This is a genomic window from Caulobacter sp. CCG-8, assembly GCF_037402475.1.
GTDB lineage: Bacteria > Pseudomonadota > Alphaproteobacteria > Caulobacterales > Caulobacteraceae > Caulobacter.
The window spans coordinates 19,693-33,341 of sequence record NZ_JBBEUD010000021.1 but is presented as its reverse complement, the minus strand read 5'-3'; the positions used below and the strand labels follow the sequence as shown (position 1 = coordinate 33,341).

General features: G+C 69.6%; 11 protein-coding genes. 1 reads left to right on the top strand and 10 read right to left on the bottom strand.

What is annotated here, in order from left to right; all coding sequences use genetic code 11:
• Positions 1–8 precede the first annotated feature (8 nt).
• Entirely contained in the window at positions 9–1,043 is a 1,035-nt protein-coding gene (locus tag WAE60_RS18960; protein ID WP_051696028.1) for a class I SAM-dependent methyltransferase, read from the top strand.
• 7 nt (positions 1,044–1,050) lie between these two features.
• Here WAE60_RS18960 and WAE60_RS18955 read toward each other — a convergent pair whose 3' ends face one another.
• The 10 genes from WAE60_RS18955 to WAE60_RS18910 form a co-directional block, all read right to left on the bottom strand.
• Positions 1,051–2,118 (bottom strand): class I SAM-dependent methyltransferase, encoded by a 1,068-nt coding sequence (locus WAE60_RS18955; RefSeq protein ID WP_337687896.1) that lies wholly within the window; start codon positions 2,116–2,118, stop codon positions 1,051–1,053.
• Positions 2,115–3,047, bottom strand: a complete 933-nt coding sequence (locus WAE60_RS18950; RefSeq protein WP_337687894.1) for a hypothetical protein — start codon at positions 3,045–3,047, stop codon at positions 2,115–2,117. Before WAE60_RS18950 ends, WAE60_RS18955 begins: the two co-directional genes overlap by 4 nt.
• Positions 3,048–3,052: 5 nt before the next feature.
• Entirely contained in the window at positions 3,053–3,613 is a 561-nt protein-coding gene (locus WAE60_RS18945; protein ID WP_029916309.1) for a GNAT family protein, read from the bottom strand.
• Positions 3,597–4,514 (bottom strand): hypothetical protein, encoded by a 918-nt coding sequence (locus WAE60_RS18940; RefSeq protein ID WP_337687892.1) that lies wholly within the window; start codon positions 4,512–4,514, stop codon positions 3,597–3,599. Before WAE60_RS18940 ends, WAE60_RS18945 begins: the two co-directional genes overlap by 17 nt.
• Positions 4,511–5,563, bottom strand: a complete 1,053-nt coding sequence (locus WAE60_RS18935) for a hypothetical protein (RefSeq protein ID WP_337687890.1) — start codon at positions 5,561–5,563, stop codon at positions 4,511–4,513. The genes WAE60_RS18940 and WAE60_RS18935 overlap by 4 nt, the downstream gene beginning before the upstream one ends.
• Positions 5,560–6,321: an SDR family NAD(P)-dependent oxidoreductase gene (locus WAE60_RS18930; protein WP_337687888.1), complete on the bottom strand. Its 762-nt coding sequence runs from the start codon at positions 6,319–6,321 to the stop codon at positions 5,560–5,562. Before WAE60_RS18930 ends, WAE60_RS18935 begins: the two co-directional genes overlap by 4 nt.
• Complete coding sequence (locus tag WAE60_RS18925; protein WP_337687886.1) at positions 6,322–7,401, bottom strand: DegT/DnrJ/EryC1/StrS family aminotransferase; 1,080 nt, start codon at positions 7,399–7,401, stop codon at positions 6,322–6,324.
• Between the two features lie 350 nt (positions 7,402–7,751).
• Positions 7,752–9,080 carry a hypothetical protein gene (locus tag WAE60_RS18920; protein ID WP_337687885.1) on the bottom strand — a complete coding sequence of 443 codons (1,329 nt, stop codon included), beginning with the start codon at positions 9,078–9,080 and terminating at the stop codon, positions 7,752–7,754.
• A 107-nt stretch (positions 9,081–9,187) separates the two neighbouring features.
• Entirely contained in the window at positions 9,188–12,253 is a 3,066-nt protein-coding gene (locus tag WAE60_RS18915; RefSeq protein WP_337687884.1) for a TonB-dependent receptor, read from the bottom strand.
• 48 nt (positions 12,254–12,301) lie between these two features.
• Positions 12,302–13,627 carry a dicarboxylate/amino acid:cation symporter gene (locus tag WAE60_RS18910; protein WP_337687882.1) on the bottom strand — a complete coding sequence of 442 codons (1,326 nt, stop codon included), beginning with the start codon at positions 13,625–13,627 and terminating at the stop codon, positions 12,302–12,304.
• Positions 13,628–13,649 lie beyond the last annotated feature (22 nt).

Below are 13,649 nucleotides of genomic sequence, written 5' to 3'. Positions count from 1 at the left end.
CGGCTGAAATGACCATCGACTTGAAGGCCAGCAAGTACCGTTGCCCCACCTGCGGCGGCGCGGATTTCGTGACCAGCGTCACCCAATGGCGCTGCACGGGCTGCGGCCAGACCTACGCCTGCGTCTACGGCATGCCCAAGCTGTTCAACGAAGAACGGCTGGGCGCCCAGGACCGCAAGCTGCGCGACACCTTCTACGACGGCCTGTTCGGCCGCCTGTACCAGGTGACGATGCCGGCGATCGTGATGCCGGTCCGCCCCCTCTCCCTATCCGGTCCCTATTGGATCGCCTACGCCGCCGCCTGGATCGCCCTGCTGGGTCTGGTGATCGGGCTGGTGGCCGCCCTGGCGTCCGGCGCGCTGGTGGCGGCGCTGGTCCTGGCCGTTCCGCTGGTCCTGGCCGGCCTGGTGCTCAATCGGCAGCGCTACCTGCTGCACCTGCTGTGGACCGCCGCGCCGGTCTGGCTGTCGCTGTCGCGCCGTCCCTACACCCCGCCCGAGACCTTCGCCGCCGTCCACGAGCGCGTGCTGGCGCCGCTGCGGACGGCCGGTCGCCGCCTGCAGGTGCTCGACGTCTCCACCGGCTCGTGCAACTCGCTCTACAAGCACGGCTGGATGTCGCTGGACGCCGACTACACCGCCATCGACCTGTCCGAGACCATGCTCAAGCAGGGCAGCGAGATGATGAGCAAGGCCGGCGTGGCGGTCGATCTGGTGCTGGGCGACGCGATGGCGCTGCCGTTCCAGGACGACCGCTTCGACGTGGTGCTGAGCTACGGCGCGGTGAACGGCCTGACCGATCCGGTCAAGGCCATCGCCGAGATGGCCCGCGTGGCCAAGCCCGGCGGCGTGCTGCTGTTCCTGGACGAGCAGATGTACGACGCGGCGACGCCCCTGGACCGGGCCTATTTCCACAAGGTGCTGTCCAGCCACAACATCATCCACCGCTGTCCGGTGGAGAGCCTGCCGGCCAGCCTGACCGACGTGCGGGTCTCGCAAATCTATCAGTTCTACTACATCTGCACGGCCCGTAAGGCGGGGTGATCCCGCCCTACGGCTTCAGGTGGACGAACATCGCGCCGCCGGCCACGAAGTGGCGCTGGACGCGCGAGCCGTAGGCGGCGATGGCCCGGTCGGCGACCTTGCGCGGCCCGTCGCCGTGCGGCCAGTGGTAGTCGTCGAAGATGACCCAGCCGTCGGGCGCCACCAGGGGGCTCCACAGCGCGAAGTCCTCGGCCACGGCGGCCTCGTCGTGGTTGCCGTCCAGGTGCAGCACGGCGATCGACCCGGCCAGGGTCGTCGATCCGAACTCGGGCGAGGTCACCGCGCGATCCTCGACATAGCGCCGATGGGCGTCGGCCGAAGTCATGGGCAGGTAGTTGAAGTCGCCCGCCGAGCAGCCCAGCATAGCCAGCAGGAAGCCCGTGCGGACCAGGTTCCAGTCCCAGCCGCCGGAGGCCTCCTGGATCAGCACCGGGGCGTCGGTCTGGACCGACAGGCCCAGGTCCCACGGATCGACGCACAGGGTCGCGCCCACGCCGCAATAGGCGCCCACGCGGTTGAAGACGTAGCTGCTCTTGCCGAACAGGGCGCCGATCTCGACGATGTCGCCCTTGGGCGCCAGGGGCACGACGCCGCAGATCGCCAGGATCTTCTCGCGCGAGCATTCGCCGTGGATGGTCTCGGCCTGGGCCAGGATCCCGCCCACCAGTTCGGCCGGCAGCGACGAGGGGGAGCCGGCGATGGCCGCGATGGTCTCCAGGCCCGCCCGACCTTCGGCCAGGGCGGCGCTCACGCGGTCCATCTGGCGCTTGAAGGGACCCGGCCCCATCAGCCGCACGCCCGGCAGGCGCTCCGGCAGGGCCTGTTCGAACAGGTGGAAGGTGGCGGCGTGCGGCGTGAAGACGTCGGTGACCCCCTCGCGGGCGACCAGGGCCGCCAGGGCGTCGAAGAAGTCGGGCGCGCCGATGAACGGCAGCCGCCCCCAGGCGTCGAAGGCGCCGGCGTTCGGGTCCTGCTCCAGCGACGAGGCCCCGACGACGCGGCGGCCCCATTGATGGGCTTCGCGGGCGAACTTGGCGGCCGCCTCGAGGGCCGAGGGGAAGACGAGGATGGTCATGCGTCCTCCAGGACGGAACAGCCGACGCCGGTCTGGCCGAAGCCGTCGCCGTTGTGGAACATGATCTTGCGGCCGTCGGCGACGACCACGCTGGGATACGACATCGTGGCGCTGTTCCAGCCTTCGCCGGTCGGCTTCAGCCCCTCCGGATCCGGCTGGCGGGTCCACTCCACGCCGTCGGTCGAGGTGGCGTGGCCGATGCGGTAGGACCCCGTCCCGTCGCGATAGCCGATGCTGTTGCGGTACGAGAACCACATCTCGTAGCCGTCGCCCGTGCGCAGGACCGAGGGCCGGGTGTTGGCTTCCAGCGGATCGAGCTTGGGGATGCAGGCGTGGTTCAGCTGTCGCCAGGTCAGGCCGTCGTCCGAGCGGGCCAGCTTGATCTGGTAGGTCGGCTCGAACTTGCCGTCGATCTCGACCCAGCCGGTGCCCGAGCCGTACCACATGGTCCAGACCCCGCCTTCGATCAGGATGTTGGGGGCCATGGTCATGTAGGGCTCGTGGGGCGTGCGGTCGACGACCGGCCCCTCGAAGGCGCGCTCGAAGGTCAGGCCCCCGTCGCGGCTGCGCGCCAGGCCCACCGACATGCGATACGGCACATTGCCGCCGCGGCTGACCCCGCCGTAGTAGAGCCACATCTCGTCGCCGACCATCATCGCCTGGCTGCCGATGGCCCCATCCTCGTCATGGGTCCCCGGCTTGCCCAGGCCCAGCACGGGCTGGTCGTGGACGTACAGCACGCGGGTGGGATCGGCGCGGTCGCACTCGAAGAAGCTGGTGCGGCTGCGGTTGTCGGCATCACGAGCGCCGTAATAGACGCGGATGCGGTCGCCCATCAGCAGGGCCGCCGGGGCCTGGGCGTGGGTCTTGGACCAGTCGAGCTCGCCGTTGGGGACGAAGATCGCGCCGAGTTGTTTCCAGTCCGCCACGCGACCTACCCCTGCCAATAGTCTTTGGCGGCCAGCAGGGCCCGGTAGTCGTCGCTGGTCACGCCCACCATGATCCGGTCCCAGAAGCGGCCGCCCCGGAAGTACCAGTCACGCTGACGGCCCTCTTCCTTCCAGCCGCACTTGCCGCAATAGACCCCGGTCGAGGCCTCGTTGTAGGCGATCATCGACCCGTCCAGCCGGCGCAGGCCCAGCTCGTCGAAGGCGTAACGCATGGTGGCCATGATCACGTCCACCCCGACGCCCCGGCCGCGCATGTTCGGATCGCCGATCATCATGCCGTGGAAGGCGTTCTTGTTCTTCCAGTCGATGTCCACGAGGTTGGCCGTCCCGACCAGCCCGTCGCCGGGGACCTCGATCGCGAAGCGCTGGTTCAGGGGATCGCCGGCCAGCCGCTCGAACCATTGCTGGGTCTGGCGCAGCGAGGTGGGGAAGTGCCACCCGCCCAGCATCGACCACAGGTCGGGATCGTTGCCCCACCGATGCAGGGTCGGCAGGTCCGCCTCCTCGATGGCGCGCAACGTGACGATCTTACCCTTGATGTTCATTGACCTGCTCCACCTTGCGATGTCCCCGGTAGGCAGGGAAGAAGCCGCTGTCCACCCTGTCGGCGCTCAAGGCCCGATAAGCGTCCGCGTCGAGCACCGCGCCGCACAGGCGTGCGGGCGCGACCGTGTTCGCGAACCCCCTCTTGAACCGGACTAATCCGTCGTCGGGATTGTCGTTCACCCCCGCCCCGCCGGCGAAATTGATCACCCGGCAATCGTCCAAGCTCCGCGACGCCAGGTCGTTGACGGCGTAGGCCGCGCCGGCGGCGTAGCCCTCGGGCGTGGACGCGGCGAGATGGCTGATGGCGTGGCCCTCATGGGTGACGAACACATGGGCCGAGACCATCCGGTCCTCGATGAAGGCCGCGAAGGTCCGCACCCCGGGCAGGACGGCCAGCAGGGCGTAGTGTTCGGGCGGGAAGACATGCGTGCCGGAAAGGCCGTGCCGGGCGACCAGCTCGCCATAGAGCGCCCGCCAGGCCGGCAGGTGGTCGCCCAGGGCGATCTCCTGCGCTGTCACCCGCCCGTGGGCGCGCTTGATCTCGTAGCGATGATGCTTGGCGTAGGCGAACGGCCCCAGGTCGCGGTCGAGGATCTGATGCGACTTGAACGGGCGGGCGAAGTCGAAGGCGGCCTCCAGCACCGAAGTCGGCGGTCCCAGACGGCCTTCCACCACCAGCACCGCCGAGACCAGGCCTTCCGCCTTCAGCCGCGCCAAGCCGCCGGCGAGATCGGCCTGGTCCGCCAGGATGGTGAGCGGATAGGGCCCGATCGCGTCCTCGCGTGTCCCGCAGGGCGTGGCCCGCGCCAGCACCCATGTGTCCCACTCGGGCACGGCGACGGGTCGCCCGATGTGGCCGAGCGTGGCGGCGTAGTCCTCGCGGGCGTAGGGATGGGTCATCGCAGCAGATCGTTCGCCAGTTCGGCGATTCGTTCCATCGTCGCCGCGTCGTAGCGATGATCGCACGGCAGGGTGACCAGTTCGCGCGTCCAGGCCGCCTCGCGGGGGAAGGCCTCGGCCAGCGCGGCGATCCGCGGCCAATGCACGGCGGCGAACACACGACGGGCGTGCAGGCCGGCCAGCAGCCGGTCGCGCTGTTCCGGCTCCAGGCGCAGGACGTAGCCCAGCGGCGGCGCGCCCGGATCGGCGGGCAGCGCCGACCAGGCGCGCAGTCCGCGATCGAGGACGGCCCAGTTGGCGCGGCGCGGCGCCGCCAGGCTTTCCAGCGAAACCTCGCCCAGGATCGCCAGGCTCTCGGCGGTCATGGCCTGGTCGCCGACGGTCATGGCCGCTTCCTTGGCCTGGTTGGCGAGATGCCAGGCGGCGTTGTTCCGCCCCTCCGGATCGGCGGCGCGCAGCCGCGGCGCGCGCCACAGGGCCTCCGCGTCCGCGGCCGTCGTCGGCTGGGGCGGGCTCCGGGCCGCGTCGGGCGCCGCCAGCAGGCCGCCATCGGCCACGCCCAGCAGCTTGCGGGGACTGAACAGCAGCCAGGCGCCGGGGATCGGCGCTCCCGCGTCCAGGGCCTGGGCGCGGTCCTCGGCGATCCGCAGGTCCGGACGCCGGGCGGCGAAGGCGCGCGCCTCCGGCCCGATCGGCAGGCCGAAAGAGGCGACGAACACGACGAGGTCGCCGGGCCGGGCTCCGGCCTCGATCACCGCCACGTCGGGGGTGAAGCCCTCCAACACGGGATAGAAACGCGTCCGGGCCGCCAGGGCGGGGTCCAGGAGATCGCCGCAGACGAAGGCGGGCAGCCAGATCGAGGCCGTGGGCCAGGTCCGCGCCAGGGCCGAGAAGGCGGAGCGGGCATTGACGAAGGCGCTGTGGGGACGCCCTCCGGTCCACGCGGCGAGCAGGCTCGGCGACTCGACGTCCCCGTCGGCGCGATGGCGCTCGAAGAACCCGCCGATCGGCCGGGAGGACGGCTCGACCGGGGCGCCGGCGGCGGTCACCGGGCGGTGTATCCGCCGTCGACGAGGTAAGTTCCCCCGTGACAGGACCCCGACTCGTCGCCGCACAGGAAGGCGGCCATCTGGGCCACCTCCTCGACCGAGACGTACTTCTGCAGCGGCAGCGACTTGGACGCGTCCGGTCGCCCCGCCGCGCGGGTCGGGTCGCGGGCGGAGAGCGCCTCGTCGAGACGCCGCATCATGTTCGAGGCGATGGGACCGGGGCACACCGCGTTGATCCGCACGCCGTGGGGACCGGTTTCGAGGGCGGCCGAGCGGACCAGGCCGATCACCGCGTGCTTGCTGGCCGTGTAGGCGGCCAGGTTCGGGCCGCCGACCACGCCGGAGATGGAGGACAGGGCCACGATGCTGCCCGCGCCCTGGGGCTTCATCACCCGCAGGCAGGCCTGCATCCCGTGGAGACAGCCCTTCACATTGACCGCCATGACCTGGTCGAAGGCGTCGCCGTCGATCTGCTCGATCGGCGCGACCGGCCCCTCGATCCCGGCGGCCAGGACCGCCGCGTCGAGACGGCCGAAGCGCTCCACGGCGACCCGCACCGTCGCGTCCACGGCGGCGCGGTCCGTGACGTCGGCGGCCTGGAAGGCGACCTCCGGCCGGGCCAGGAAACGCTCCGGCGGAGGCGTGCGGTCGCTCATGACGACCCGCGCTCCACGGTGCAGGAACAGGTCGGCGCAGGCCTGGCCCACGTCGCCGGCGGCGCCGGTGACCAGGACGATGCGGCCCTCCAGGCTCGACATCTAGGCCTCGGCCAAGGCGCGGCCCAGGGCGGCGGCGATGCGGCGGATCTCCGGCACGCTGAGATCGATGGCGAAGGGCAGGCCCACGACCGACGCGCCGAGGCGATCGGTGTGGCGAAGATCGCCGCGGCCGCAGTCGGCGAAGGCCGGGCTGATGTGGCACCCGCGGCCCCACCACTGGCGGGTCTCCACGCCCTCGGCCTGGAGCGCCGCCGCGACGGCGGGCGCGGAGCCGTCAGGGACGCGGACGTTGCAGACGCTGGTCACCCATTCCGAACCCCAGCCGGGCTGGAAACGAACCTTCGGCTGGTCGATGAGGCTTATGCGCAGGTGCTGGGCGGCGCGGGCGAACTGCAGGCGGTCCGCTTCCCAGGAATCGAGGGCGGCGAGGCCCACGGCCGCGGCGTATTCGGAAAGCTTGGCGTTGGTGGCCGGGACCTGGCTCTCGCGGCTGCCTTGGAAGCCGAAGGTCGACAGCTGACGCACGCTCAGGGCCAGGTCGTGGTCGTCGGTGACCAGGAAACCGCCCTCGCCCAGGCCCAGCGCCTTGGTGGCGTGCAGGCTGACCACCGCCGGCAGGTCGGCGTCGCGCAGGGCGTCGAAGGCGGCCGCCGCATCCAGCAGGACCGGGACGCCGGTCTCCTCGCGGAACCGGCGCCAGGCGCCGAGGTCGCCGAGGGCGCCGAAGGCGCAGACCGGGATCACCGCGACCAGATCGTCGCGCACGGCCGCCGGCAGGCTCTCGATCGCGTCGGGGGCCATCATCCAGGTGTCGGGATCGACGTCGACGAACCAGGGGCGAAGGCCCGCCTGGATCACCGCGTGCGCGGTGGCCACGAACGTCCAGGCCGGGATGGCGACATACCCGCCCGCCGGCAACCCCATGGCCTTCAGCGTCAGGATCAGGACCTGGGTGGCGTTGGCGACTGTCACCACCTCGGCGCCCGCCGGGAATCGCGCGGCCAGGCGCGCTTCGAACTCCGACAGCAGCGGCCCGAAGTTCGAATACCAACGCGCGGTGTCGATCCGCTGCAGGTACGGAAAAATCGCTTCGGCTGAAGGCAGGCGGGGACGGGCCACCGGCACGGTCGCCAGGACGGCCGGCCCAGCATGGGTCGTTGCTTTATGGACGAGCAAAAGAATTCCTCCGACGTCCGGCGATGCCAACACCAACATGGTTAACGGCGCGTTAGGGGGCGGTGTCGTTTCCGGAGCTCGGGGGCGGGCGCGGGCCGGCGAGGTCGGCCAATCCGTACAGAGGGGGCGACCGGTTTCCGGCTAGGAAGACTTCGTAACATCCTGAATTGACGGGAATATCGCCCGGATACCATCGTCGCCGGGGCGTTCACCCGTCCCGCATCGTCCGTCCGAATGGGACAAATGGCCGCGATGACAGTCGCGCCGCATTCCCGTCATCGCAGGTCGAAGGTTCAGCGGGGATAGCTGCGCTCGGCGAGCGGTCGGACCTGGTAGTCGACGCGGAAGTGGCAGGCCTCGCCGTAGATCGCCACGGCCTGCTGACAGCCTGCCGCCAGCGAAGCCGGCGAAGGTTTTTCGCCCTGCTCGATCCAGGCGCTCATCGCCCGCAGCAGCGCGGCGTATTCGGGCGTGGCCAGCTTGCTGTGCTCGTGCTCGTCAGTGAACGACTGGACCAGCAGGTCGCCGGCGCCGGCCTTGGCGACGGTGTCGTGGAACACCTGCTCCAGCTCGACGAAGGCGGTGGGGTCGTCGATGGCGTGCATCGTCAGGGTCGGGACCGTCAGCTTGCCGCTGAGATCGGCGTCGAAGGCCAGGCGGCGCACGCCTTCCGGATCGGCCGCGAACCGCGCCACGCCCTTGTTGAGCGCGGCGTCGTCGTCGGAGCCCGTATAGACGACGCCGACATTGCCGAACGGGTTGTGGCCGTCCAGGCGCTTGTTGACCATGTCGGCGAAGGTGAAGGTCGCCCAGCCCAGGTGGCTGTCCAGCGTCCGCTCCGGGATGCGGACCACCGCCAGGATGTTGTCGAGATTGCGCTGCTGGACCGCCGTGCGCTGGGCCTTGGGCAGGTTGACGCCGGTGCAGGCCTCGAGGCGTTCGTCCAGCTGCTTGTTGGTCAGGGTCGAGCCGACCGGCTGGCCCTGCCAGAGCGGATAGGCCGGCTCGTCGGGCCGGGGATGGTTCTGGCAGTAGTACTGGTAGACGGCCCGCAGGTCGGCGCGGAAGTCGTAGGACCGCGTCCCGCCGCCCAGCACGCCGCTGGTCAGGATGACGCCGTCATAGACCGGCTTGCCGTCGGCCCCCTGCCCGTACAGCTCGGCCGTCTTGGCCGCGACATTGCCGCCCCAGGACTGGCCGTGCAGGATCGTGCGCTTGGGACGCCCGAACTGGTCCCAGAAGATCTGGCGCAGGGTGTCGCTGTCCTCGGCCGCGCTGCGCACGCCGTAGCCCGCGCGGCGGTAGTTCGACCCGGCCCAGGCGAAGCCCTCCTTCACGGTCACGGAGAACCGCTCGAGGTCCTCCAGGGCGTCGTCGGGCTTGGGCGCCTTCAGCCGCGGTCCGCCATGGGTGTGCACCACCAGCGCGCCGTTCCAGGCCTTCGGGATGACGATCCAATAGTAGGCGCCGTTGGCGTCCTGGCCGGCGAAGCAGCGGGTCTGCGCCGGCAGGAAGTCGGGGCAATCCTTGGCCGCCTGGGTTCCCGCGGGGACCTTGGCGGCCGGGGCCTGGGCATGCGCGCAGCCTCCGGACGCCATCAGCCCCAGGGCCGCGAAACCCATCCAAACTCGGCGAAGCGGCGAACCCATGCGGTGTCTCTTTGAACCGTATCGAACAAGGAAGCGGCCCCGGCGCCCAGGGGGGAGGAAGCGCCGGGGCCCGGCCGACGTCAGAACGACTTGCTGACGTTGACGTACCAGTAGCGGGCATAGGGGTTGTAGAGCGAGCCGATGTAGCCGCTCGACGACAGGGGCGGATCCTTGTCGAAGATGTTGCGGGCGCCGACGCGCAGGCGCGTGTCGTCCAGCGGGCTCTTCTTGTCCTCGATCCGATACTGGACATAGAGGTTGGCCGTGGTCAGCGACTTGACGGTGTAGGGCGTGCCGTCGGCGGCCAGGAAGTCGGTGTCCAGCACCGAGCCGGTGTAGATCACCGAGGCGCCGATCTGGACGTTGTCCTTGCGCCAGGTCAGCGTGCCCGTGCCCTTCCATTCCGGCTTGCCGTTCTTGCGCAGCAGGTCGCCGGGATCGGTCAGCGGCGTGGCCGGGTTGATCGTGCCGGCCGCGCGGGCGTCGAACAGCTCCTGGATGGGCGGGGCGAGGTCCTGCGAGAACTTGTCCATGTAGGTCGCGTCGATATTGACCGTGAAGCGACCGTAGTCCTCGGTGCGCAGCGCCCAGTTCACGCCGATGTCGACGCCGCTGACCGTCTGCGGCTGCAGGTTCTTGAACTGGTCGCGGATCTCGGTGATCTGGCCGACCGGCGCCAGGCCGGTGCCGGCGAAGAACGCCACGTCGTCGGCGTTGGGCGCGGCGCGGATCACGTTCGGATTGCTCGAGCCGGTCATGCGCTCCAGGTAGTCCTGGACGGCGATGTTGGTCGAACCCAGCGTGCCGACGATGCCGTCCTGCTCGATCTGCCAGCGGTCGACGGTGATCGTGAAGTCGCCGAACTGCTCGGGGATGAACCGGGGCTGCAGGACCAGGCCGACCGAATAGCTTTCGCTCTCCTCGGCCTTCAGGTCCGGATTGCCCGCGGTCGTGAAGCGGATGCCGACGCCGCGGCTGCAAGCCCCGAAGGTGGCGATGCGGCCGGCGCGAAGGTCGGCCTCGCAGCGGTAATAGTCGGTGACGCTGTTGGTCCGCGAATAGCTGAACGGGTTGGTGGTCTCCAGGTTCGGAGCCCGGAAGCCCTGCTGCCACGACCCCCGCACCCGCACGCCGTCGACCAGGTCCCAGGCGAAGGCGATCTTGGGTTTCGCCACCGATCCGAAGTCGCTGTAGTTCTCGAAGCGACCGGCCAGCTGGACGTCGATGGCGCGCACCAGGGGCACGTTCATCTCCGGCGAGACCAGCGGCAGGGCGAACTCGATGAAGGCCGAGCCGACGTCGCGCGAGCCCTTGGTGCTGGGCGTGTCGTTGACGCCCGTGACGTTGCTGTTGCTGGTCGCGCCGGTCACCGGGTCGGTGAAGGGCGTGCGGCCGTCAAGCTGCGGGTCGCGGCGGTCCTGCTGGGTCTCGTGCCGGAACTCGACCCCGGCGGCGACGCCCACCGGGCCGGACCAGATGGTCAGCAGGTCGGGCTTGGAGACCTTGAAGTCGGCCAGGGTCAGGGTGGTGGTCGAGTGGCGCTTCAGGCGGAAGCGGATGGCGTCGGTCGCCGCCTTGGAGCTGGGCGTGCAGTCGCGGCCGCCCTCCCCGTCCAGGCACCCGCCGTTGAAGGGGTTGTAGGCGTCGGGGGTCGACAGGGCCAGTTGGGCGGCCAGCTTGGCGCTGTCGATGCCGTCGGATTCGTCCTTGGCGTCGGCCTTGGAATACAGCAGCGCCGAGTCCCAGTTCCAGCCGAACGCCTCGCCCTTCAGCCCGCCCAGGAAGCGGGTCTGGTAGTTCTCGACCTCGACCTTGTTCGGGCCCAGGTCGTTGAAGCGGTAGTTGGTGAAGGTCACCGCGCGGCCGGCGGCCGGCACGTTGGTCAGGTTGGGCAGGCGGTTGGGGTTGACCGTGCCGTTGGCGAACACGGCCATGCCGAAGGGATTGTAGTAGTTGCTGGCCGGCACCCCGATCGCCACCAGGCTGGTGCCCTGGGTGGTCAGGCCTTCGGACTCGGCGTGATAGAGGCCCACCTCGCCATAGGCGGTCAGGGTGTCGGTGATGTCGTAGTGGCCGTTCAGGAAGACGTTCTGGCGGCTGATCTTCGGCGCGATCGTCGTGGCGTCGTTCTGGGGCGCGTTGTAGCGCAGGAAGTTGGCCGTGCTGCCGGTGGCCAGGTTGCCCGTGCCCAGGCACAGCCCGTTGCCCAATTGAGCGGCGCAGCCGGCGATGGTGTTGGGCTGGACGTGGGTGGCGCCCGCCGCCGTGGTCAGGGCCGTCGTGCCCTGGCGGACGACGCCGCCGGCGTTCAGCACGGTGATGTTGGAGAACGAGTTCTGGTTGCCGCGGTTGTCGGGCGTGGCGCTGTCGGTGTAGCGCGGATCGTTGTCGAACAGCGGCCGCAGGTCCTGGGTCGCGGTGTAGGGGCGGTCACTGGGCCGCTGGGCCGTACGCTCGGTGAAGTTGGCGTTGATCGAGACGTTGCCGCGTCCGTCCGCGAAGTTGCGGCCGGCGAAGATGTTGCTGGTGTATTCCTTGCGGTGCGTGCCTTCCGCCCAGCCGTACTGGGCGTCCATGGTCAGGCCGTCGAAGTCGGTCTGCAGCACGGTGTTGACCACGCCGGCCACGGCGTCGGCGCCGTAGATCGCGGCCGCGCCGTCGCGCAGCACTTCCAGCCGCTCCAGGTTCGAGGTCGGGATGGCGTTGGCGTTGTAGCCCAGCAGCGGCACGGTGCCCGACGACTGGCTGGTCGGGTGGTTGACCAGACGGCGGCCGTTCAGCAGCACCAGGGTGTTGCCCACGCCCAGGCTGCGCAGGTTGATCGAGTTGACGTCGCCGCGCGTGGAGTTGCTGGTTTGCGGGCTGTTGCTGGGATTGATGAAGACGTCGCCCATCTGCGGGATCGACCGGAACAGGTCGTCGCCCGAAACCGCGCCGGTGGCGGCGATCTGGTTGTTGTCCATCACCGTGACCGGCAGGGCCGCCGTGGTCTTGGCGCCCTTGATCTGGCTGCCGACCACGACGACTTCCTCGACCTTGGTGACGTCGTCGGCGGGCGCCTGCTGGGCGTGGGCGGCGCCGGCCAGCAGCAGGCCGGCGAAGGCGGTCCCGCAGATGAGCCTTTGGCGGATGTTGGCGGTGGTCATGAGAGCTCCCCGATTTTCTTGTTTTGATGGTTCTGGTTGAAAGTCGGCCTAGGGCCGGGCCTCGCCGGCCGCCAGGATTTCCGGGGCGGCCGGGTCGGGATTGAGGGCCGCCTCCAGTTGGGCGGCGTCGAGCCCCCTCTCCCAGCGCGAGACGACGATGGTGGCGACGGCGTTGCCGGTGAAGTTGGTCAGGGCCCGGCATTCGGACATGAAGCGGTCTACGCCCAGGATCAGGGCCATGCCGGCGACCGGCACCGAGGGCACCACCGACAGGGTGGCGGCCAGGGTGATGAAGCCCGCGCCGGTCACGCCCGCCGCGCCCTTGGAGCTCAGCATGGCCACGCCCAGCAGCAGCGCCTGGTCGCCCAGCGACAGGTGCACGCCGGTGGCCTGGGCGATGAACAGCGCCGCCAGGGTCATGTAGATGTTGGTGCCGTCCAGATTGAACGAATAGCCCAGCGGCACGACCAGCCCGACGACGGACTTCGGGCAACCGGCCTTCTCCAGCTTCTCGATCAGGCTGGGCAGCGCCGCCTCGGACGAGCTGGTGCCCAGCACCAGCAGCAGCTCGGCCTTCAGATAGCGGATCAGCTTGAAGATCGAGAAGCCGTTGACCTTGGCCACGAGGCCTAGGATCACAACCACGAAGAACAGCGAGGTCAGGTAGAAGGTCGCGACCAGCGCGGCCAAGTTGGCGATCGAGCCGATGCCGTACTTGCCGATCGTGAAGGCGAAGGCTCCGAACGCCCCGATCGGCGCGGCCTTCATCAGCACGTGGACCAGGCGGAAGAAGGCGTCGGCGGTGGATTCCAGGACGGTCAGCACCGGCTGGCCGCGATCACCGACCATGGCCAGGGACAGGCCGAACAGGATCGAGAAGAACAGCACCTGCAGGATCTCGCCCTCGGCGAAGGCGCTGACCACGGTGTCCGGGATGATGTGCAGCAGGAAGCCGACGATCGTCTGGTCGTGGGCCTTGGCCTCGTAGGTCGCGATCTTGGACGTGTTGAGCGTGGCCGGATCGATGTTCATGCCCGCGCCCGGATGGACGACGTTGGCGACGACCATGCCGACGATCAGGGCCAGGGTCGAGAACACCAGGAAATAGATGAAGGCCTTCAGGGCCACGCGGCCGACCTTGTCCAGGTCGCGCATGCCCGCGATGCCGGTCACCACGGTCAGGAAGATCACCGGCGCGATGATCATCTTCACCAGCTTGATGAAGCCGTCGCCCAGCGGCTTGAGGCTTTCGCCCAGCCCAGGCCAGAAATGGCCGATGGTCGCGCCCGCCACGATCGCCACCAGCACCTGGAAGTACAGGTGCCGGTAAAACGGCTTGGGCCGCGCGGGGGCGGTCGGGGTGATCGTCTTCACTGGCGCCTCTTGGCCGGCCGTG

Bases quoted from the DNA above. Each gene is read 5' to 3' on its own strand.
- WAE60_RS18945 (WP_029916309.1), bottom strand. From the start codon at position 3,613: ATGAACATCAAGGGTAAGATCGTCACGTTGCGCGCCATCGAGGAGGCG.
- WAE60_RS18915 (WP_337687884.1), bottom strand. From the start codon at position 12,253: ATGACCACCGCCAACATCCGCCAAAGGCTCATCTGCGGGACCGCCTTC.
- WAE60_RS18920 (WP_337687885.1), bottom strand. From the start codon at position 9,080: ATGGGTTTCGCGGCCCTGGGGCTGATGGCGTCCGGAGGCTGCGCGCAT.
- WAE60_RS18955 (WP_337687896.1), bottom strand. From the start codon at position 2,118: ATGACCATCCTCGTCTTCCCCTCGGCCCTCGAGGCGGCCGCCAAGTTC.
- WAE60_RS18930 (WP_337687888.1), bottom strand. From the start codon at position 6,321: ATGTCGAGCCTGGAGGGCCGCATCGTCCTGGTCACCGGCGCCGCCGGC.
- WAE60_RS18940 (WP_337687892.1), bottom strand. From the start codon at position 4,514: ATGACCCATCCCTACGCCCGCGAGGACTACGCCGCCACGCTCGGCCAC.
- WAE60_RS18960 (WP_051696028.1), top strand. From the start codon at position 9: ATGACCATCGACTTGAAGGCCAGCAAGTACCGTTGCCCCACCTGCGGC.